We start from the raw sequence: 21,124 nt of genomic DNA, 5'->3' as shown, positions 1-21,124 counted from the left end.
GGGACCCACGCGGTGAGCAGCCCGCAGGAGTCGAGCGCGGCCTCCAGCCCGGCGCGGGCCTGGTCGGCCACCTCCGGCCGGAAGTCGACCAGTTCGGCGAAGCAGGCACCCGGCGGGGCGGTGTCCGGGTCGGGGGCACCCGGCGGGCGCCGCTGCTCCCCGCCCCGCAGCGACGCCAGCTCGGCGTCCCGCCTGTCGACGTCCTGCCGCACCCGGGCCACGGCGTGCTCGGCTTCGACGGCCGCCTGCGACGCGGCCTGCCGCGACGGCGTGAGCCAGAGCCGGGCGCGTTCGGCGGCCGACCTCGCCCCGTTCTGCACCGCCCGCAGGTGGTCGGTCTCGACGAGTTCGAGCACGGCGGCGTCCGGGTGGGGCGCACCCGAGAGCGGCACCGACTCGGAGAACCAGCTCAGCGCCCGTTCCCGCCACAGCTCCGCCGACTCCACCAGCCGTTGCTGGGCCTCGTTGCGCCGGCCGGCGGCCTCCGTCGCCGCCACCTGGGCGGCCCGGGCATCCCGCGCCGCGTGCTCCACCCTCGCGGCCTCCTGGTCGAGGGCCACGGCCTGCCGGTGCAGGGTCGACACCAGCGCGGCCCGGCGACGACCCGCCCCGGCCACCTCGTCGGCTCCCCCGGCCGCCGCGCGGAAGCCGGCAGCCAGCTCCTCGGCGTCGACCGGGGGCGGCAGGCGGCGTTCCACGAGCACCGGGTCCGCGTCCGGGTCGGGCTTGGCGAGGACGGTCTCCGGGCGCACCGTGACCCGCGCCGCCGGCAGCCCCGGCACCCGGGGGCACATCTCGGGGTCGAGGCCGGCGTGCCGCAGGGCGGTGCGGGCCGCGCTGGCCAACTCGGCCGCCGCGTCCCGGTTCTGGGTGAGCCGCCGGGTCGCGGCCAGCACCGCGTCCACCGCCCGGTCCTCCTGGGCGCGCTGCCGGGCCGCGCCCTCCAACGCGGCCTCGGCGGCCCGCCCCGCCGAGGTCACCAGTGCCTCCCGGTCACGGAGATCGCGCAGGCCCTGGTAGCCGGGCAACGCCATCTGGGTCGCGATCGCCGACTCCAGCTCGCGTTCCTGGTCCTCGGCGGCGGCGACCCGGGCGGCGGCGGCCGAACACTCCTGGTCGGCCGCGTCCCGCTGCTCCGTGAGCCGCCGGATCTCCGAACGCAGCGACGCCAGGGCCCGGTCGGCGGTGGTCATCCGCTGGCCGAGACCCAGCAGCGCGCCGCGCACGTAGCTGGCGTAGGTGGTGACGAACGCTCCCAGCGCGTCGTCGGCGGTGCTCAACCGCGCGATGTTCTCCCGGATGGACTCCAGGTCGTCGAAGGAGGTGGCGAGGTTGTCGATCACGGCCGGGTCGAGCGGGGGGAGCGCGTCGGACAGGATCTGCTCCAGCTGGCCCTCCAGCACCTTCAGCCCGACGTCGGGGTTGCGCAGGGTGCGCTGGAGGTGCAGGAGGTCGGCGTAGCGGGCGGCGGGGACCTGGTAGACGAGGTCGGCGACGCGGGCCCGGAACCCCGCGTCGTCCAGCACCCGGTCGGCGCCCAGCGTCTCCCGCAGTTGCGCCGGGCCGAGCGGGACCTCGTCGGCACCCACCAACCGCAGTTCGAAACCCACCCGGCGGGGGGTGATGAACCGCCACGAGTCGGTGATCTGCTGGGCGGCCTTCGACGCCTTGACGCCCAGCCCGCAGGTCAGGAACTCCGGGCCGACGGGAGTGCGGCGCACCAGCTCCACCCAGGCGTAGCCGATCCGGTTCGGCCCTCCCTGGTAGTCGTCGAGCATCAGGCGTCGCATGCTGACCGTGTCGAAGCCCTTCGACCCCAACTGCCGGAGGTCACCGTCGAGGCAGAGCGGCAACAGCAGCTCCAGGGTCCGCGACTTCCCCGACCCGTTGGTGCCCTGGAAGATCGCGCGGCCACCGGAGAAGTCGAAGGTCTGTTCGGCGTACTGCCAGATGTTGACGATGCCGCCCCGGTTGAGCCGCCAGCGGTCGGGCTCGCTCACTTGTGACCTCCTGCCGCCGGCGCGGTGCTCGCCGGCCTCGACACGCCGCGAGGCGTGCTGGTGCTGATGGGAAGCTGCTGCCGCACGGTGCTCACCCCTCGTCGAAGAGCGACCAGACCGGCGGCGCGGCCGGCGGCTCGGCCGGCTCCCGGAGGGACCGGGCTGCGCCGGAGGAGAGCGGCTGGTCGTCGGCCGTCGGAGCCCAGCGGTGGCCCGCTGGGCTCAACGTCCAGCCGCCCCGGCCGTCACTCGCCGCCAGACCCAGCCGTTCCAGCAGCGCCAGCACCTCCCGGCACAGCTGGTGCGGGTCCTCGGTCGCCTGCCGGGACCAGGCCGCCGGGTAGGCGTTCACCAGGTCGTCGCAGGTCTGGAAGACCTCGGCGGTGGTCACCGAGTGGGTGCCGTCGGGGTTGGGCTCCCGCAGGCCCAGCAGTTCTGGCAACGCCAGGAGCGCGATGCGGGCCACCGTGCCGGTGCCGGGGAACACCACGTCGGTCAGGTACTCCTCCGGGTCGGTGACCGCCACCCCCTCGAGCCTGGTCTCGGTCATGAGGCCGAAGGCCCGGTCGAGCAGCACCGACTCCCGGCGCTGGTTGCGGCGCAGCCACGTCGACTCCGCGTCGGTGAGCTCGGCGTGGGTGACCACCGGGTCCTCCACGAGCCGGCGTCGCAGGGCGTGCTCGACCCCGCGTGCTCCTGGTCGCGCCGCCAGCGCGACCAGGTCCGCGCCGTCCTCGGCCTCCCGCAGCGGTCCCGCCACCAGCAGCCCGAGCAGGTCGGTGTCCACCGTGATGAGCGCCTCGGCGGGAGCCTCGGTGCTCCACGGGCCCACGCTGCCCTCGGTCTCCGAGATGACGCCGAGCGCCACCAGGTGCCGCAGGCCGGCCGTGAGCGCCCGCCGGTCGCCGTAGTCGTCGACGACCGGGATGCCCGCCTCGATAGCCGCGGCCCTGATGTCGGCCACCAGCCGGGAGAGCAGGATCTGCCGGCCCGCGCCGGTGAGGCAGGCCACCGCGAGGGTGAGGTAGGCGTAGCCCCGGGGCGTCAGGCCCGGTTCGCCCCGGGTGGCGTCCTGACCGGGCCCCGTCTTGTACAGGCGGGCGAACCGGCGCTCCACCACCAGCCGGTACCCCAGCACGGTCGTGAACAGCTCTACCAGCACCGCCCGGTGCCGGTAGACGAGCGGCAGCAGGTCGCCGTCGGGGCCCTCCGCCCGCAGCAGGGGACGCCGCAGCAGCACCCGGGCGCAGCGCGCCACGTCCGCCGCGTCGATGTCGGGCAGCTCGTCCAACAGGGCCAGGCCGGCGTGCCGCCCGCTGCTCGACCGGCGGGGGCGGTCCCCTCGCGTCGCGCTCACCGGTCCCCCTCCACCCCGGTCGAACCGCCGTGCACCGCCGGTTCGGCGCACAGGCTGACGGTGGTGCCGTGCAACGTCAACGAGCCGCTGGTACTGGTGATCGTGGTGCGGGCCGCCGCGTCGGGCGTCACGGTGAGCCGCAGGCCGCGCACCGGGTCCCGGACCGACCCGGGGTCACCGTCGCGTTCCCGCTGCGCCATCGCCAGGGTCAGCAGCTCGCACAGCACGCCCAACGCGGGTGGGGACAGCGGCACCTCGGTCAGCCGGGGGGCCGCCGCGACCAGTTCCGCCACGGCGTCCTCCTGCTCCCGCGCCTGGCTCCTCGCCTGCGCCAGCAACGTCTGCTCGGTGATCGGGTCGAACACGACCCGGGAGGTGCGGCCCCGCGCCCCCCGGTCGCCCCGGGACCGCACGCTGACCGTCACGTCGATGACCGGCCCGTCCCGCCAGGGCGTGTGCTCGTCGTCCCCGTCCAGTTCGGGTGCGGGCAACAGGTTGCGCGACGGGTACAGGCCGAAGGCCGCCGCGTACAGCGTGTCCGCCCCGGCCTGGTCCGCGCCGTCGAACCAGGCCGCCAGCCGGAGGAGGTCCGACCGGCGACCCGGCAGTCCGGAGCTGCCCGTGGTGGCGCGTTTGACGTTGGCCAGCAGGGCGCCGATGGCGCGGGTCGTCGCCTCCCGCAGCGCCGTCACCTGGCTGGGGCGACCGGGACCGTCGACGAACCAGTCGGTCAACTCCCGCCAGTCGGCCTCGGTGCGCCCCCGCCCCCGCTCGACGGTCTCTCCCCACTGCTCGGTCCAGCTCCGCGCCGGACCCACCAGGCGCAGCAGTTCGCTCCTGGCCTGCCGGAGACCCGCGAGGGCCTCGGCGATGCCGGGGGTGTAGCGGAGGACGTCCTCCACCACCATCTGGATGTACTCGACGAGGACGGAGCGGAAGCCGGAGATGTCCGCCGGTTCCAGCTGGTGCCGGGCGACCATCTGGCCCAGGTAGGCGTAGAAGTCGCGGACCGTGTCGGCGAGTTCGGCGTGCTGGAGGAACAGGGTGGTGACCTGCTCCGCGAGCTCCTCCCGCCCCTGCCTGGCCGCCCGGCTCGAGGCGTCCTCGGTCTCGGCCAGCAGGGTCCGCGCCAGGGTCGAACCGAGCTGGTCCAGCCCTCGTTCGATCGCCGGCAGCAGTTCGCGCGACACCTCCCGGGCCCCCTCGGGGACCTGGAGCAACGCGTCCGCCTCCCGCTGGACCCGCAGGGCCAGCTTGCTGATCTGGTAGCGGACGCCCCCGTGCTGGAACTCCGCGATGCTGGCCGCCACCATCTCGCGCCGGCCGTGCACGAGGTTGCCCCACTCCACGAGCTGGCGCAGGCGCACGATGACGTTGTCGATGCGGTGCTCGCCCTCGTCGATCAGCCCGGCCCGTTCGGCCGGTGCCAGGGCGCCGGCGACCTCGCCGGCGGAGAGGTCGGCGAGGAGGGTGGACGAGAACAGCCGCATGATGGCCAGGTAGGTGCGCCGGTAGTCGCGGGCGGTCAGGTACGCGTAGAGCTGGAGGCGTGCCGCCTGCCCGCCCGGGGGCCGCCGGTCCGCCGGCCGCGCTCCGGCAGTCTCCGGCATCTCCTCCGACGCGGTGACCTCGGCGGCCCGCGGCCCCACCGGTGCCGCCGCCGGAGACGCGTCGACCGGGGTCGCGGGGGGCACCGCCTGATCCATCACGCCGTCCTGCACGCTCGTCGTCGTCCTGCCCGTGGGGTCGCCGGGCGGTGGTCCGGCTCGTTGATCACCCTCCGGGGCACGTCCTCGCCGTTCGGCTCCGCCACCCGGAGCCGGTCCCGTCCCGGACACCGCGCCGGCCGCCCACCACTCCGAGGCCGGGTGTCAGGACAATCTAGAGGTGACGGGCCCGGACCCGGCACGGCAGGTCACCCTAGACGATCGCCCCACCAGGGGCGTCGACCCGCCGGACCTCCCCACCGATCGGCTGATGACGCCACGCTACGGTGACGCACTGCGAGGACGCCTGGGGTGACGCGGTGACGCGCCGCGTCCCCGTCGGCTTGGGAGCGGTGCGCCGAGCGGGGGTTCGCCCGCCGGCCGGGGGCCGGGGCCACCCCGTCGGCGGACCGGGAAGTGGGGGCAGGGTTGAGCGCGGCGCGCGCCATCGGACTGTTGTTGGGAGTCGCCGCCGACGCGGCGTTCGCGGATGCCAGGAAGCACGGGGTGAACTCGGCCCTCCGCAGGCTCGCCGCCGGTGCGGAGCGCCGGCTGCACGCCGACGACAGGGGGCGGGGTCTCGCCTACGTCGGTCTGCTCGCCGGCGGGGCCGTCACCCTCGGTGTCGCCGTCGAACGCGTGGGCCGGTCGCGTCCACTCGTGCAGGCCACCACCACGGCCGCCGCGACCTGGGCGGTGCTCGGCGCCACGGCGGTGGCGGACGAGGGGACGTCCATCGCGCGGCACCTCGACGCCGGCCGGTTGCCGGAGGCCCGTGCGCGCCTGGCCGCGCTGTGGGGTCGCCGTCCCGGCCCGCTGGACGGCCCGGCCCTGGCCAGGGCGACGGTGGAGACCGTGGCCCGCCAGTCCTCCGAGTCCTCGGTGGCCCCCCTGTGGTGGGGGGCGGTCGCCGGGGTGCCGGGACTGCTCGGCCACCGCGTGGTCACCCTGCTCGACGAGCGCGTCGGCCACCGGACCGCCCGCTTTCGCAACTTCGGGTGGGCTGCCGCTCGGTCGGATGATTTCGCCAACTTCGTTCCGTCACGGTTGACCGCCGCGTTGACCGCGGTGTGCGCGCCGGTGGTCGGCGGTTCGGGCCCCGGAGCGTGGCGGACGTGGCGGCGGGACGCGGTGGCGCACCCCAGCCCGAACGCCGGGCAGGCGGAGGCCGCCTTCGCGGGCGCCCTGGAGGTCAGGCTCGGCGGCGGCGCCGCCTACTACGAGGGGGCCGAGGAACGGCCCATGCTGGGTGACGGCCGCACCCCCGACGCGGGTGACGTGACCCGGGGCGTCGAACTCTCCCGCGTGGTCGGGATCGTCGCGGCGGCCGGATCAGCGGCCGCGGCCGTAGCGCTGGGCAAGCTGCGCGGCCGGCGCGGCCTCGTCCTCCCGCAGCGCTAGCGTCAGCTCCTCGCGGGCGGAGCGGCGCCCGCCGGCCCGCTGGCGGTCCGGGTAGGCCTCCCGCCACACGTAGTACACGAGGCCGCCCAGGGCCATCGCCCCGAAGGCCAACCACTGCCAGCCGTAGGCCAGGTTCAGGCCGGAGTTGAGGCGGGGCAGCGGCAGCGCGCCGAGAACACCCGGCTGCTCGGCGGCGAGCATGAAGTAGCCGGGCCGGATGTCCACACCGGTCGACTCCGCGAGCGTCGTCGCGTTCACCGAGTACAGCTGGAGGTGGCCGTCCTCCTCGAACCCGGGCCGGCCCCGCCCGTCGCGCTCGTCCAGGCGGACGCGGGTGGTCAGGCTGACCTCCCCGCTCGGCGCCGGCGCGTAGTCGGGGACGTTCGTCCCCTCCACGGGCCGCACGTAGCCCCGGTTGACGAGCACCACGTCCCCGTCGGTGAGCCGGAACGGCGTCAGTACCTCGTAGGCGGGCTCGCCGTGCACGGTGCGCAGCCTGGCGACGGCCTCGTGCTCGGGCAGGTAGTTGCCGGTCAGGACGACCCGGCTCCACTCCTCCTCGGGGCCGGGAGCGGCCCCCCCGGGCAGGACCTCCTCCACCGGCACCGGGGCACCGTGCAGGGAGGACTCGATCGCCTGGTTCTGGGCCTGTTTGTCCGCGTGCCGCCCGAACTGCCACGGCGCGAGGAGCGCGAAGGAGAGCGCGGCGAAGATGAGGACCCCGGCTGTCAGCCCGAGCCACCCCGGCCGCAGCATGAACCGGAAACGCACGCCCCTACGGTAGGTCACCGCCCGCCCCGGCCCGAACGGCGTCCCGCCAGATGAGGCGTGTGGCACGCCCCGTCGGCCGAGCGCCCAGCAGCCGGAACCCGGTGGTGCCGGCCCGACCGGCGGAACGCGCCGCCGGGAACGGGAGCCGAAGGGCGTGCGGCAGCGGGCTCCCGGGTCGGGTTCCGGTGGTCTCCGCTCCCACCTGTTGGCGGACCGGAAGGCCGCCCCGGCCGCCGCCGCCAGCGTGGGCCCACCACTCCCGAGGGGGGCGGCGTTCCCGTCAGGGCCGGCTCGCGCGCAGCGCGGCCCGGCCCACCTCGGCCGCCCGCGCCCCGTACCCGCCGCCGAAGAGCACGGCGTGCACCAGCAGCGGGAACACCTGGTGCAGGCCGACCCGGTCCCGCCACCCCGGCGCCAGGGGGAACACCTCCGCGTACGCGCCCACCAGCCGGTCGAGGTGCGGGGTGCCGAAGAGCCGGAGCATCGCCAGGTCCGCCTCCCGGTGGCCGCCGTGGGCGGCCGGGTCCAGCAGCGCCGCGCCCCGGCGGCCCCGCTCCTCCGTCCAGTGCAGGTTGCCGCTCCACAGGTCGCCGTGCAGCCGGGCGGGCGGCTCGGCGGGGCCGGCCAGGTCGGGCAACCGCTCGACGACCTGGCGCAGCACCGCCCGCTGGGTCACGTCGAGGTGACCGAGGTCGACGGCCCGGCGCAGGTAGGGCTCCACGCGCTGTTCCCCGTAGAACGTCGGCCAGTCCGGGGTGGGCTCGTTCGTCATGTCCAGGGCGCCGACCACGGCCCGGGCGGGCCCGCCGGGTGGGGCGGAGCCGAAGGCGGGAGCCCCGGCCGCGTGCAGGGCCGCCAGCCGCCGGCCGAGCTCCTCGGCCGCCGTCGCGCTCGGCGCACCGGGAGGGACGAAGTCGAGCACCAACCACCCGCGGCCGGCGGCCACCACCCCCGGCGTGAGGCCCGGCACGGCGTCGGCGATCCACCGCAGCCCCGCTCCCTCGGCTGCCACCGCCCGCTCGGCCCGGTCCCGGTCCCCCTCCGGGTCCTCGCCCGGCGCACCCGCACCGGGGCGGACCGGCCGCTTGGCCACGACGCGCCGGCCGTCCGCCAACTCGACGAGGAAGACCGCGCCGATGTCGCCGCCCGGCAACGGCCGTGCGGCGACGGGGTCGACGTCGAGCAGGTCGGCGACCGCCTCCCGGGCCGCCGACCTCACACCCGCTCCTCGATCCAGGCCAGCAGACCGGGAACGGCGGCCTCCACCATCGCCAGCACCTCCTCGAAGTCCTCGACCGGCCCTCCGTAGGGGTCCGGGACGTCCGGGCCGTTCGCGGCCGGGTCGAAGGACCGCAGCAGCCGGACCCGCTCCGGCGGCACACGGCGGAGCAGCGCCCGCTGGTGACCGGAGTCCAGCGCGACGAGGAGGTCGGCCTCCCACTGGTCGCCCCCGATCTGGCGGGCGGTGTGGTCCGCGGGGTAGCCCGCCCGCGACAACACCGCCCTGGCATGGGGCTGGGCTGGTTCCCCGACGTGCCAGGACCCGGTGCCGGCGCTGCTCACCCTGACCCGGTCGGCCAGGCCGGCCCGCCGGAGCCGTTCCTCCAGCACCAGACCGGCGATCGGCGACCGGCAGATGTTCCCGCTGCAGACGAAGCACACGTGCACGCCCACCACCCTAGGCAGGGCGGCCACCGGCACGGGCAGGCCCGGATGACCGGCGGCGCCTGCCGGTGGTCAGCGCCCGCACCCTGCCGAGGTTGGCCCGGTCACCCCGGCCGGCGTCCCCGCAGTCGGGCGGGCTCCCCACGACGGCGGGAGAGGCGGGGTGACCGGGACGAGTCGGCCTAGGCTGGCGCACCGGAGCCGCTTTCGGCGCCGTGCGGGAGTGAACGACAGGCGGCACACGCCGCGGGAGGAGGTCCACGGGTGACGGTGAGGGTCGCGGACGTCGTCGAGGTGCTGGAGGCGGCATACCCGCCGGAACTCGCCGAGGACTGGGACGCGGTGGGGCTCGTGTGCGGCGATCCGGCGGAACCGGTCCGACGGGTGCTGGTCGTGGTGGACGTCACGCCGGAGACGGTGCGGCAGGCGGTCGACGGCGACGTCGACATGGTGGTCGCCCACCACCCCCTGCTGCTGCGAGGCGTGCACGGTGTACCGGCCGACACCGTCAAGGGCTCCCTCGTGCACCGCCTCATCCGCCACCACATCGCCCTGTTCTGCGCCCACACCAACGCCGACGCCGCCAACCCCGGCGTCTCCGACGCGTTGGCGGCGGCCCTGGGGCTGCGGGTCACGGCGGCGCTGCGGCCGGTCGGTGATCCGGAGGCGACCCGTCCCCTGGGCATCGGCCGGGTGGGGGAACTGCCGGAACCGCTGCCCTTCGCCCGCTTCGTGGACCTGGTGGCCGAATCCCTGCCCGCGACGGCCTGGGGAGTGCGGGCCGCCGGAGACGCCGAGCGGGTGATCCGCACGGTCGCGGTGTCCGGCGGCGCGGGCGACTCGATGCTCGGCCTGGCCGCCGCGTCCGGTGTCGACGCCTACGTCACCGCCGACCTGCGCCACCACCCCGCCTCCGACCACCTCGCGGCCGGCGCGTTGCCGTCCGGGCGGCCACCCGCCCTGGTCGACGTCGCGCACTGGGCGAGCGAGTGGCCCTGGTGTAATCAGGCGGCCGAGGTGATCAGCGCCGGACTGCCCTCGGCGGTCACGGTGGAGGTCTCGCTGCTGCGCACCGATCCGTGGACGCTGCGCGCCGAACCGTCCCGGGAGGCCGCCGCCCGGGATGTGACAGGCTGACTCCTCCGTCCGGTCGCCCAGCCCGCTTTCGAACCAGGGAGGACGTCGCGTGAAAGCAGCCCCCGCGGTCCAACGCACACTGCTCGATCTCGCCGAGATCGACATCGAACTCAACCGGGTCGCCCACCGCAGGGGGTCCCTCCCCGAGCTCACCGAGATCACCGGGATCGAGGCCGAGGCGGCGACCAAGAGGGACGCGGTGACCGCCGCCGCGACGGTGCTCGCCGACCTCCGCCGGGACGCCGACCGGCTGGAGAAGGAGGTCGACCAGGTCCGGGCCAGGGGCAAGCGCGACGAGGACCTGCTCAAGGCCGGGAACGTCTCCGCCCGGCAGGTCGCCGACCTGGAGCACGAACTGGAGTCGGTGCGCCGCAGGCAGGGCCTGTTGGAGGACGAGCTGCTGGAGCTGATGGAACGCATCGAGGCGGCCGAGACGCAGGTCTCGGTCGCCGAGGGCGAGTTGGCGGAGGTGCGGCAGCGGCTGGAGGACGCGGAACGCCGGCGTGACGAGGCCCTCGCCGATCTCGGCACGGTCGAGGCGCGGCAGACCGAGGCCCGCGAGGCGGTGGTCGGTTCCGTTCCCGAGGGCCTGCTGGCGCTGTACGAGCGGCTGCGCGCGCAGAAGGGAACCGGCGCGGCACTGCTCCGGGCCCGCCGCTGCGGAGCCTGCCGGCTGGAACTGGACCGCACCGCGTTGTCGGAACTGCGCAAGGCGGCCGCCGACGACGTGGTCCGCTGCGAGGAGTGCGGTGTGATCCTGGTGCGCACCGGGGAGTCCGGGCTGTGACCTCGCGGGTGGTCGTCGAGGCCGACGGTGGTTCGCGGGGCAACCCGGGGCCCGCCGGGTACGGAGCGGTCGTCTTCGACGCGGACACCGGCGCGGTGCTCGTCGAGCGGGCCGAGGCGTTGGGCGTCGCGACCAACAACGTGGCCGAGTACCAGGGCCTGATCGCCGGGCTGCGGGCCGCCGAGGAGCTGGGGGCCGCCGAGGTGGCGGTGCGGATGGACTCCAAGCTCGTGGTCGAGCAGATGTCCGGCCGGTGGAAGATCAAGCACCCCCAGCTCCAGCCGCTCGCGCTCACCGCCCGGGACCTCGCCCGCCGGTTCGACCGGGTGAGCTACGAGTGGATCCCCCGGGCGCGCAACGCCCACGCCGACCGGTTGGCGAACCAGGCGATGGACGCCCAGTCCGGCGCCGGCCGGGACGCGCCGGGCCGGGCGGCGCGGGAGCCGGCGGGGGAGCGGCCCTCGGCCCGGGACCGCGCGTCGTCCCGTCGTGACGACGAGACCCACCGAGGGGACGCCGGGGCGGCACCGACCGCCGCGCGGTGGTCCGGTGCCACCGGCGTGCCCACCCGCCTGGTGCTGGTGCGGCACGGGGAGACCGAGTACTCCCGCCTGCGGCGGTACGCCGGGCGCGGGGACGTGCCCCTCACCGAGTTCGGGCACGCCCAGGCCGCCGCGGCTGGCCGCCGGGTCGCCCAGCTGCTCGCGGACGGGGAGTCGACGCCGGTCCCGGTGGTCAGTTCCCCGCTCAGCAGGACGCTGGACACCGCGAAGCTCGTGGCGGACGCGGTGCGCGGGCAGGTCGTGGTGTCGGAGCGCCTCGTCGAGTGCGACTTCGGGGAGTGGGACGGCCTGACGTTCGGCGAGGCGGCCGACCGGGATCCCGAGCTGCACGCGAGGTGGTTGCGGGACACGGCGGTGGCACCGCCCGGCGGCGAGAGCCTGGACGCGGTGCACCGCCGGGTGCGACGGGCCAGGGACGAGCTGATCGCCGAGCACGGCGGGCGCACCGTGGTCGTGGTCAGCCACGTGTCACCGATCAAGGCGCTGCTGCGGATGGCCCTGGACGTGGGGCCGAGCCTGATGTACCGGCTGCACCTCGACGTCGCCTCGGTCTCGGTCGCCAGCTTCTACCCCGACGGGCACGCCTCGGTGACGCTGGTCAACGACACCACCTTCCACCCGGAGCGCGGCTGACCACCGCCGACCCGCCCCGCCGCTCAGCCGCAGCGACCGGGGCGGGCGACCGGGAACTCCTCGTCCGGCCACACGAGCAGCACCGCGCAGGGCGCGTGGCCGACGACGAAGCGGGTGGCCGGAGCGAGGCTCTTCGGGCCCGTGAGCCGCGACTGACCGTCCCGCCCGCACACGAGGAGGTCGGCTCCCGCGCAGACCGACAGGACCTCCCGTTCGGGGCGGCCCACTCGGGACACCGTCTCGCAGCCCCGTCCGAGCAGGCGGCGTCCCCGGGAGAGCAGCCGGTGCGCCGCGGCCTGGGCGAACTCGTTGACCTGCTGCGCTGGCACGCGTTCCTGTCCTCGGCCGAGGAGGCCCCGCAGCCCACCGGTCGGGGCGTCCCCGCCGGAGGGGATGACGTGCAGGAGCACCACCGACTCCGCGCCGTGGGCGAAGTGGGTGGCGGCGGACAGGCAGGAACGCCACCCCGAACCAGTGACCCAGATCACGATTCGCCTCATGTCGGCCATCCTGCCGCACCAGCGCGGACCCTCCACAGGGTGAGCGGCCGGATCGCAGTGGCTCTGTGACGTGGGCCCGCCGTGCCCCGAACCTCCCGACGTGGACGGGCAACCGGCCGCGTGCCGCCCGTGCCGTGCCCGGGCACTAGACTGGACGGGGGACGAGTCGACCGGGCGGCCGCGACGGCGTGCCGCGTCGTCGAGGAAAGTCCGGACTCCACAGGGCAGGGTGGTTGCTAACGGCAACCCGGGGCGACCCGCGGGACAGTGCCACAGAAAACAGACCGCCCGGCCCGCCCCGGCGGGCCGGGTAAGGGTGAAACGGTGGTGTAAGAGACCACCAGCACCCCGGGTGACCGGGGTGGCTCGGTAAACCCCACCCGGAGCAAGGCCAAGAGGGCGGGAGACCGCCTGCGCGGACGTTCGAGGGCTGCCCGCCCGAGTTCGCGGGTAGGCCGCTGGAGCCTGCCGGTGACGGCAGGTCGAGATGGATGGTCGCCGGCCGCCGGACCGCGAGGTCCGCCGGTCACAGAATCCGGCTTACAGGTCGACTCGTCCCCTCATGCCCACACCCCCGGCACGTCGCGGGAGACCGGGGGCGCCGGTCGCCGAGGTGGCGAGGGGGCGTTCCGGTGTCGGGCCGCGGCACGCCCGGCCCCCTCGCGATCGTCCCCGCCGGCGGCGCGCGTTCGGAGCCGCCCATGGCGGTCCGCCCGTCCTGTGCCGCGCGGCCCCGCTCGGGAGCCGACGGCCCGGTCACGCCCCCCCGTCTCGCCGTCGCGTGCTCCACGCCGTCGTCGAGCTCGACGCTCCGCCTGCCCTCCCGGGGTCTCCCCGCGAGTCGGTGCGCGGCGAGCGGCCCGTGCCTCCCGGTGGTCGGCCCCCCGCTCCTCGGCGATCAGCCAGCAGCCCTCCGGCGGGGAAGGATCGCAACACTTCTTGCGAAAGAACTATTGCGAAAGAAGTGTTGCGAGAGCTAGGTTGTGGCCATGGCAGAGAACAGGGAGGGTCGCCGAGACCCGAAGGCGCTCCGGGCGCTGGCGCACCCCGTCCGCGTCGCGCTGATGGAGCTGCTCGCCGACCGCGACCGGACCGCCACCCAGTGCTCGGCGCTGTTGGGTGAGAGCGTGGCGAACTGCTCGTACCACCTCCGGACGCTCGCCAAGCACGGCTACGTCGAGCAGGTCGGTGGCGGCAGGGAGAAGCCCTGGCGGCTCGCCAGCTTCCGCCAGAACCTGGTGATCGACGGAGTCGACGACGAGTCCGACCTGGCCAGCGAGGCGGCCACCGAGGCGTTCCTCGAACACGACTTCGACATCCTCCGGCAGGGCATCCGCACCCGGGCCCGCGAGCCGGAGGACTGGCGGGAGGCGACGGGCGTTGTCAGCGCCACCACCTTCGTCACCCTCGAGGAGATGCGCGAGCTGCGCCAGGACCTGATGCGGGTCCTCCAACGCTTCACCGACCGGTTGGAGGACCGCGAAGCCCGCCCCGCCGACGCCAGCCAGGTGCGCATCGTCCTCGGCATGACACGCCGACCCGGCGGCGGACCGGAGCCGGCACCGCCCCCCGGCGGCTGAACCGCTCAGCTCGTCACCCCGGCACACCCCCACCCGAGAGGCAGGAGACAACCATGGACGCCTGGACCGAACTCGCCCTGATCGACGCCAGCACCAGCCGGCACCACCGGTCCACGAACGGCACGACCTCGGCCGGTACCCGGCAGGACCCGCCCGCCCCCACCCCCCGCACGGCGCGGAGCCGGCAGGGGAGGTCGACGAGCGGGTGGGCGTGGTGGCCCGCCCGGCGACTCGCCCACTGAGCGGCGGCCGTCCGCGCCGCCCGTTCGGGAACACGGGGCACGGCCGGTGCCACGTCGCTCCGCCCCGGGCGGCCCGCGCTCAGCCCAGCGAGCGGGTGGCTCCGCTCGCCGGGGGTTCGGGCACCCGCCACCCGCCAGGTGGCCCCGAGCGCCGAGGAGGAGGCGTGCCACCGAGCAGCCGAGCCGGGTAGCGCGGGAACCAGGTCCCCGCGCCGAGCCAGGAGCGCCCCCGCTCCTGCCCTGCCGGTCCGGAGACGGCGAGCCCGGGGCGCCCCGCACCCCCACGACGGCGGCCCCTCGTGGGGAGTTCGTGGGGCCCAGCACCGGTGGGGACGCCACTGGCGGCTGGTCGACCCCCGGACGCGGGGGCAGCCGTGCCGATCACGGTGTGGAGCCGGTCGGGGCGCGCCGCGACGACGGGCCGGCGGCATCGGCACGGTGGAGGTGCGTGCCGTGCTCGTGCTCGTCCACCAGCACCGGGCACGGCGCACCCGCCGTTCCGCGAGACCCCGAGCGCGGGTGCCGCCCTGCCCATCTCGGTCCACCGGGGTCCGACCGTGGTCGGGCGGCGCGGACGGCAGCCGGCCCGGAACCGGTTCGCCGCCGAGGTTCCTCCTGGCCCGCCGGGCCGTCCCGGTGGCGTGCGGCGAGCGCGGAGGGCGTCGGCTGGCGCGGCTCCCGGTCGGGATCGTCCACGGCGGACGCTCCCGCCCCGCCGTCCCGGGCGCGTCACCTCCGGGTGCGGGGCGCCCGACGCCCTCCCGCTCGTCGGCCGGACCACAGTGGATCAACGGCGAATGCGCTGTCCGGTCCGGAGTACTGGGCCATCCGGGTGGTTGAGTGTGGGCTGGCTCAAGTCCGAACCCTGGGTGATCCGAGGCCGAGCGAGTGCCGCCATGCCCGGGAACTGCGCGGATACCCCTGCCGCCGCTCGCCGCCGCCCGCCGTGCCCCCCGGTCGGCCCCCGATGGCCCTGGTTGGAGTCGTGCGGTGTGAAGATCGTCTCAGGTAGCCTGGACGCGTTCCCGACCGGAGGGACGGCATCCCGCCGTTTCCCGGCAGGGAACCCGGAACCAGTGGGACGCCCGGTAACCCCGAACGTTCCACGGCTTCGGGGTGCCCGAAACAACCCGCGCGGCACGTCCGCGACCGGGCCGATGTGGACACCGTTGGTGGCAGGGGATGAGCCGGCGCTCGCAGCGACCACACCCCGAGCCACCCCGGCCTACCACGGTCGGTCACCACCAGCTCGCAAGTGAGTGAAACCGCCCGGCAGTCGGGAGAAACCCGGGCCGAGCGCTGACGCCGCCGTCCGCCGTGCCGATGATGGGTGGAGCCAGAAATGCACGTGACCCGGGTCGGAGGGGGCGCCGTTGGGCCGACAGCCGGCACTGGTGCCACTACCCCTTGTCACAGTGGCGTGTTGTACTCGACAGTGCCCACAGTCGCCGAGGCCACCAGTCCCGGTGACGCCGACAGTGCTCCTCGCCTTCAGGAGTTAGGACCATGACCGCCACGGCTTCCACGATGATCGCCACCAGCCTGGAGACAACCGGGCTCACGCAGTGGATCATCGGCAACATCGTTCCGCTCCTGCTGCTCACCGTGGCCATCCTGATGCTGTGGTTGGGCGGCGGGCAGGGCGACAACGCCGGTGTCATGCGCCGGGTCGGCGGTGTCCTGATCGCGCTCGGGGTCATCGGGCTCGCCGTGACGGGAGCCGGTGTGAGCATCGGTGAGTGGATCGCGGGCCTGTTCGCCACCAGCCCAGGGTGAGCCGTGCGCATCCGCACTGACGACGAGATCTACCGGGTCGATGCGGTCTGGCTCGGCCCGCCCCGCGCGACCTTCCCCTGGCGCGCGCGGTACGTCGCGTGGGGGGTCGGCCTGTTCGTCTTCCTCGCGGTGTTGACCGTCGAACGGCAGATGGGGATCGGGTTCGGGTTCTTCTCCACCGCGTGGGCCGTGGTGATCACGATCGTGCTCACCAAGATCATCTGTTCGCGGATCAGCCACGAACGGCCGTTCGGCTCGGTCATGGCGCTGTGGGCGCGAGAGCTGACCGCACCCAGACAACGACATTCCGGAAGGGGCGGCGCGGTGAGCGCGTCGCGGGTGAGGGTCAGGAACGACCGCCCGCGACCGAAGCGGGCCACCAGGAAGTCGGCCCGCCGGCGCCAGACGCGCGGCCGCTCCCGGACCAAGGAGGTTCGTGGTGTTCCGACGTCGGCGCGATAGGAACCGAGGTTCCCGAGGGGGCGCCGCCCAGCGGCAGACCGCTCGCGGCGGCAACACCGCGAGACGGCAGGTGGAGCCACCGCTGCCGCCGGTGGAGCAGCGCGCCCGCCCCTCGGGCAAGAAGGCGCGCCGGCTGCCCGGGGAGACGGTGATCCCCAGCTACACGCCGTCCATCAACGCGCGCAGCATCGACGGCCACCTCCTGCGCACCGGGCAGGACGTCTACGCGTGGTACCGGCTCGCCCCGCAACGGTGGTCCTTCCGCTCCGACTCCCAGCGGCAGGACCTGATCCAGGCCATCGCCGGCCAGTACTCCGAACTGCAGGGCCGGTGGCTGCACCTGCGCGTCACCACCCGGCCCTACCCCATCCGGATGTGGGCCGAGGCGCACGTCCACAACGCGGTGGGGCGGCCACCGGACATCCCGGGCGCGATGTCCTTCGACGACTACATGGTCGGCGAGCAGCAGCAGCTGATGGGCCGGTCGATGGCGGAGAAGGAGGTCTACATCGGAGTGCAGGTGCAGACCCGCAACGCCCTCGACCGGGCTGTCGAACGTGCCGCTCCCGTGCTCCGCAGGATCTTCCCCGAGGCCGTGGACGCCGAGCTCGTGGCCCTCGACAGCGAGATCGAACACCTGGACCAGGTGATCGGCGGCAGCGGGCTGGAGGGCGCTCCCGTCACGGCCGAGGAGATGTCCTGGCTGATGCACCGCTCCTGCTCGTTGGGGCTGCCGGCGCCGCGCAACATGCCGGCGGTGCCGGGTTCCACCTGGGAGCCGGAGGACCTCGCGTCCTTCACCGACGCCGCCGACCTGCACCAGGATCCCTACTCCCCGACGGTGACCGTGCGGGGCCGCACCGGGTCCAACGCCGGGATGACCCGGCACGTCGCCGTCCTGACCGTGGGGATGACGCACGGTCTCCAGATCCCCGAGGTCGACGACCCCTGGATGCAGCGGTCCGACCGACTGCCCGCGCCCGTGGAGTGGTCGGCGCGCATCTACGTGCGCCGCCCGGAGGACGTCTCCGGTGAACTCCAGCGCCAGATGAACAAGGTCAGGTCGCAGGTCCGGCACTACACCGACGAGCACGAGCTGGAGCCGCCCCAGTCGCTGGCCCGGCAGGCGTCGAGGGTGCTGGAGATCGACGACGAGATGACCACCGGGTTCACCGCCCTGGCCACCCGGGTGCGGTCCTGGTGGCGGCTCGCGGTCTCCGGACCGACCGAACGGGACGCGCTGCGGCTGGCCCAGCAGATCCTCGACCTGTACAAGCCCAAGATCGCCATCGAGCACCCGGAGGGGCAGTACGCCCTCGCCAGGGAGTTCATCCCCGGTGAACCGCTGGCCTCCAGCGCCTACCTCCGCCGGGGTTCGGTCATCTGGGCCGCCTCGGCGGTCCCGGCCGCCACCGCCGACGTCGGCGACCGCCGGGGCATCCTGCTCGGTGAGACCTGCACGGCGACCCGCCGCCCCGTCGCCTGGGACCCCTGGATGGCCCAGGAGGTGCGGGACGGCTCCGGGTTGTCCGCCCTGGTCGCCGGACTCGGCGGCGGCAAGTCGTTCCTGGGCGGCGGAGTCGTCTACAAGACACTCCGCGCCGGGGCGCACTGGACCCTGCTCGACCCGTCCGGTCCGCTGGCGGCGCTCTGCGAACTCCCCGAGCTGCGCCCGTACGCCCGGCCGATCAACCTGCTCAACGCCCAACCCGGCATCCTCAACCCCTACCGGGTGGTCGCCGAGCCGCAGCTCGAACACTTCGCGGACGAGGACGACCCGGAGCGGGCCTGGCGCCGGGAACGCGCCCTGTCCGCCGCCACCCGCCGGCGACTCGTCCTCGACGTCCTCACCGGCCTGCTGCCCTACGAGGTGTCCCGCCTGGCTCAGACCAGGATCGTGCTGCTGCGCGCCGTCCGGAACGTGGGCGGCCGACCGGACGCCCACCCCGGCCTGGTCTTCGAGGCCCTGCGGCGGGACGCCACCGAACACCGCGAACACGCCCTCGCCGTGGCCGACTTCCTCGACGAGATGCGCGAGCGCATGTCGCTGCTGATCCCGGAGTACGACGACGACCCCTACTCCCACCAGCGCGACGACCGGCTCACCGTGTTGACGATGGCCGGGCTGACCATGCCCAAGGACGGGGTCGGGCGGGAGCACTGGACCGACGCCGAGGCCCTCGGCGTCGAGCTGCTCAACCTCGCCGCCTGGCTCACCCAGCGGTCGATCTACGACCGGCCCAAGGCCGAGCGCAAGGGCGTCTGGATCGACGAGGCCTTCTTCCTCTCCGAAGTGCCCACCGGCCGCGTGCTGATGAACCGCTTCGCCCGGGACTCCCGGAAGTGGAACGTCCGGGTGCTGCTGTCCAGCCAGATCCCCGGCGACTTCCTCAAGATCCAGGGCTTCGTCTCGCTGCTGGACTCCGTCTTCATCGGACGGCTCGACGACGAGGACGCCCAGGCCGACGCCCTGCGGCTGCTCAAGGTACCGGTGGGAGCTGGGTACGAGCAGGTGGTGGCCAGCCTGGGGCGCCGGCCGGGCGGCGAGCGGATGGCGACCGAACGGGACCAGGCGCCCCGGCAGTTCATCTTCGGTGACGGTGCCGGCGGCGTCGAGCGCATCCGCATCGACTTCTCCGGCCCCCACCTGGCGCACCTGCGGGACGCCCTGGACACCACCCCGGGGCACATCGCGGAACCGAAGGCGGCGCGGCCCGCCGTGGACCCCGTCGAGACGGACGCCCTGGACCCGGCGGCGCCGGGCGGGGTGGACGACAGCCTGGACAGCATGTACTTCAACGGAGTCGGAGCGGGTGGCTCCCCGTCCACCGGCAGCCGGCCCCACCGGGACAACCGGGGGGACCCGACGTGACGGCGCTTCTCGTGCTGGCCGCCGTGGGGGCGCTGGTCGCCCTCGCGGCCCTGCGGACGCGGGCACGGGACACGCGGCGCGCACCGGGCCCGACCTCGCCGGCCCCGGCGGACGTGCTGGCACGGCACACCGGACGACGTCGTCGCGGTGTGCTCGGCGTCGTCGTCCTCATCCTCGCCGGGCAGGTCGTGCTCGGCGGGCAGGCCCACGCCCAGGACAGCGGCTGCCGGGTCGCCCCCAACCCGGAACGGCCCGGGGCCGGCATGGTGGGGGCCCTCGACCCGGCGCCGATCGGGCGTGGTGTTCCGGGCACGGTCTACGACGAGGTCGGCTACGCCGGCCTGGTCTGGCACACCTACGACCTCGGTTGCGGCCCGGAGGGGATGCGCAACCCGAACGCGGTCATCGACACCTGGGCGGGCAACCAGCTGTTCAACGTCGGCAAGAACATCGTCGGCGCCACCATCGGCCTGCACTACGCGTTGCTCACCGGCACCATGATGGCCCCCCTGGACGACCTCGTGGTCACCGGGACCAACGCCCTGTACAACACCGTCTACACCCCCTGGTTCGGCCTGGTCGCCGTCGTGCTGGGCGTGCTGCTGTTCCGGTACATCTGGCGTGGTGAACTGGCCACCATCAGCAAACGGGGGCTCTGGGCGCTGGCCGGCATGTGGCTGGCGGCCGCCACCTACCTGACCCCGCTGATCTACACCCACCTGCTCGACGACCTGCTCATCAAGGGCACCTCCGCCATCCAGGGCGGCTTCCTGGAGGAGGTCGGGGTCGACGAGCGCAACGCGCTGCCCAGCGTGCTCCACCAGCACGTCATCTACGACAACTGGCTGCGCGGCGAGTTCGGGGCGAACGACGCGCCGCAGGCGGAGGAGCTCGGGAGGGACCTGGTGCGGGCCCAGGCCTGGACCAAGGAGGAGGTCGCCCAGAACCTCGACGCGGGCTCCCCCGACGAGAAGAAGGCCGAGTTCCACGAGCTGGCCACGCGGATGGGCAGCACCTACGGCTACTTCCAGGGCGTCGACGGCAGCCGGATGGGCGCCGGGTTCCTGGCGATGGTGCAGTCCGTCGCCTACGCCCTGTTCCAGCTGCTGGCCAAGGCCGCGATCCTCCTCGCCCAGGTGCTGCTCCGGGTGCTCATCCTGGCCGGGCCGATCATCGGGCTCGTCGCCATGATCCACCACGACATCCTCCGGCGGATCGGACGCGCCGCCGGCGCCACCCTGCTCAACGTGGTGGTCGTGGCCGCGTTGGCCGGCCTGCACACCATGGTGCTGAACTGGCTGTTCAGCCCGGCCCGGGGGTTCGACCTGCTCACCCAGATGCTGCTGGCCGGCCTGATCACCCTGGTCCTGTTCATGATCGCGAAACCGGTCCGGCGGATCTGGCAGATGATCGAGCTCTCCGCCGGAGCGGTCGGAGCCGGGGTCCCCGGCGCCCCCCAGGGCTTGTTCTCCCGGTGGCGCAAACGTCCGGACACCACGCCGCAGGACCGGTTCTGGGAACAGGTCAGGGAGGGCGAGGACGGCACCACACCTGGCCCCGCCCACGGGCGCGGGCGGGTGCGGCCCGAGGGGACCGTTCCCCCGGTCAACGCCGCCGTGGAACGGCTGGACCGCCGGGCAGCGGCCGCTGCCCTTCCCACGGGCGCCACGGC

Annotated in this window: 16 protein-coding genes, 1 other RNA gene and 1 pseudogene; 11 read left to right on the top strand and 7 right to left on the bottom strand. The window is 74.6% G+C overall.

Annotated elements, in window-relative coordinates:
- From ACTIDRAF_RS0201910 to ACTIDRAF_RS0201900, 3 genes and pseudogenes are all read right to left on the bottom strand, one after another.
- A pseudogene (locus ACTIDRAF_RS0201910) lies at positions 1-2,000 on the bottom strand (TIGR02680 family protein); the annotation flags it as partial.
- 91 nt (positions 2,001-2,091) lie between these two features.
- Positions 2,092-3,357 carry a TIGR02678 family protein gene (locus ACTIDRAF_RS0201905; RefSeq protein ID WP_245533410.1) on the bottom strand — a complete coding sequence of 422 codons (1,266 nt, stop codon included), beginning with the start codon at positions 3,355-3,357 and terminating at the stop codon, positions 2,092-2,094.
- The gene (locus tag ACTIDRAF_RS0201900; protein ID WP_083886056.1) at positions 3,354-5,063 is read right to left on the bottom strand and encodes a DUF2397 domain-containing protein; all 1,710 of its coding nucleotides are present in this window, start codon (positions 5,061-5,063) and stop codon (positions 3,354-3,356) included. The genes ACTIDRAF_RS0201905 and ACTIDRAF_RS0201900 overlap by 4 nt, the downstream gene beginning before the upstream one ends.
- Positions 5,064-5,492: 429 nt before the next feature.
- Here ACTIDRAF_RS0201900 and ACTIDRAF_RS0201895 point away from each other — a divergent pair, with 429 nt between their 5' ends.
- Positions 5,493-6,464, top strand: a complete 972-nt coding sequence (locus ACTIDRAF_RS0201895; RefSeq protein WP_039785348.1) for a cobalamin biosynthesis protein — start codon at positions 5,493-5,495, stop codon at positions 6,462-6,464.
- On the opposite strand, the gene ACTIDRAF_RS26755 is transcribed toward ACTIDRAF_RS0201895, so the two are convergent.
- The 3 genes from ACTIDRAF_RS26755 to ACTIDRAF_RS0201880 all read right to left on the bottom strand — a co-directional run bounded on the left by ACTIDRAF_RS26755 (position 6,396) and on the right by ACTIDRAF_RS0201880 (position 8,903).
- Entirely contained in the window at positions 6,396-7,235 is an 840-nt protein-coding gene (locus tag ACTIDRAF_RS26755; RefSeq protein ID WP_016697010.1) for an SURF1 family cytochrome oxidase biogenesis protein, read from the bottom strand. The two genes, ACTIDRAF_RS0201895 and ACTIDRAF_RS26755, sit on opposite strands and share 69 nt — an antisense overlap.
- A gap of 280 nt (positions 7,236-7,515) precedes the next feature.
- Positions 7,516-8,454 (bottom strand): fructosamine kinase family protein, encoded by a 939-nt coding sequence (locus ACTIDRAF_RS0201885; protein WP_016697009.1) that lies wholly within the window; start codon positions 8,452-8,454, stop codon positions 7,516-7,518.
- Complete coding sequence (locus ACTIDRAF_RS0201880; protein WP_016697008.1) at positions 8,451-8,903, bottom strand: low molecular weight protein-tyrosine-phosphatase; 453 nt, start codon at positions 8,901-8,903, stop codon at positions 8,451-8,453. The genes ACTIDRAF_RS0201885 and ACTIDRAF_RS0201880 overlap by 4 nt, the downstream gene beginning before the upstream one ends.
- Before the next feature lie 261 nt (positions 8,904-9,164).
- Here ACTIDRAF_RS0201880 and ACTIDRAF_RS0201875 point away from each other — a divergent pair, with 261 nt between their 5' ends.
- Genes ACTIDRAF_RS0201875 through ACTIDRAF_RS0201865 form a run of 3 tightly spaced genes read left to right on the top strand, consistent with a single transcriptional unit; the run spans position 9,165 to position 12,020 of the window.
- On the top strand, positions 9,165-10,037 hold the full coding sequence (locus ACTIDRAF_RS0201875; protein ID WP_016697007.1) for a Nif3-like dinuclear metal center hexameric protein: 873 nt from the start codon (positions 9,165-9,167) through the stop codon (positions 10,035-10,037).
- Between the two features lie 49 nt (positions 10,038-10,086).
- Positions 10,087-10,824: a zinc ribbon domain-containing protein gene (locus tag ACTIDRAF_RS0201870; RefSeq protein ID WP_016697006.1), complete on the top strand. Its 738-nt coding sequence runs from the start codon at positions 10,087-10,089 to the stop codon at positions 10,822-10,824.
- Positions 10,821-12,020: a bifunctional RNase H/acid phosphatase gene (locus ACTIDRAF_RS0201865; protein ID WP_016697005.1), complete on the top strand. Its 1,200-nt coding sequence runs from the start codon at positions 10,821-10,823 to the stop codon at positions 12,018-12,020. The genes ACTIDRAF_RS0201870 and ACTIDRAF_RS0201865 overlap by 4 nt, the downstream gene beginning before the upstream one ends.
- Before the next feature lie 23 nt (positions 12,021-12,043).
- Here ACTIDRAF_RS0201865 and ACTIDRAF_RS26750 read toward each other — a convergent pair whose 3' ends face one another.
- On the bottom strand, positions 12,044-12,520 hold the full coding sequence (locus ACTIDRAF_RS26750; protein WP_052168665.1) for a universal stress protein: 477 nt from the start codon (positions 12,518-12,520) through the stop codon (positions 12,044-12,046).
- 162 nt (positions 12,521-12,682) lie between these two features.
- On the opposite strand from ACTIDRAF_RS26750, the gene rnpB reads away from it, so the two are divergent.
- The 7 genes from rnpB to ACTIDRAF_RS0201830 all read left to right on the top strand — a co-directional run.
- Positions 12,683-13,079: RNase P RNA component class A (rnpB, locus tag ACTIDRAF_RS31710), an RNA gene on the top strand.
- A 430-nt stretch (positions 13,080-13,509) separates the two neighbouring features.
- Entirely contained in the window at positions 13,510-14,100 is a 591-nt protein-coding gene (locus ACTIDRAF_RS0201855; protein WP_016697003.1) for a winged helix-turn-helix domain-containing protein, read from the top strand.
- 53 nt (positions 14,101-14,153) lie between these two features.
- The gene (locus ACTIDRAF_RS0201850; RefSeq protein ID WP_016697002.1) at positions 14,154-14,342 is read left to right on the top strand and encodes a hypothetical protein; all 189 of its coding nucleotides are present in this window, start codon (positions 14,154-14,156) and stop codon (positions 14,340-14,342) included.
- A 1,506-nt stretch (positions 14,343-15,848) separates the two neighbouring features.
- The gene (locus ACTIDRAF_RS0201845; protein ID WP_016697001.1) at positions 15,849-16,118 is read left to right on the top strand and encodes a hypothetical protein; all 270 of its coding nucleotides are present in this window, start codon (positions 15,849-15,851) and stop codon (positions 16,116-16,118) included.
- Between the two features lie 3 nt (positions 16,119-16,121).
- Positions 16,122-16,580: a hypothetical protein gene (locus ACTIDRAF_RS0201840; protein ID WP_016697000.1), complete on the top strand. Its 459-nt coding sequence runs from the start codon at positions 16,122-16,124 to the stop codon at positions 16,578-16,580.
- 70 nt (positions 16,581-16,650) lie between these two features.
- Complete coding sequence (locus ACTIDRAF_RS26745; protein ID WP_211215248.1) at positions 16,651-19,452, top strand: ATP-binding protein; 2,802 nt, start codon at positions 16,651-16,653, stop codon at positions 19,450-19,452.
- On the top strand, positions 19,449-21,124 hold a 1,676-nt coding region (locus ACTIDRAF_RS0201830; protein ID WP_016696999.1), incomplete at its 3' end, for a hypothetical protein. The genes ACTIDRAF_RS26745 and ACTIDRAF_RS0201830, both read left to right, overlap by 4 nt.

It is taken from the genome of Actinoalloteichus spitiensis RMV-1378, assembly GCF_000239155.1.
Classification (GTDB): Bacteria; Actinomycetota; Actinomycetes; order Mycobacteriales; family Pseudonocardiaceae; genus Actinoalloteichus_B; species Actinoalloteichus_B spitiensis.
This window is presented reverse-complemented; position numbering and strand designations above follow the sequence as displayed.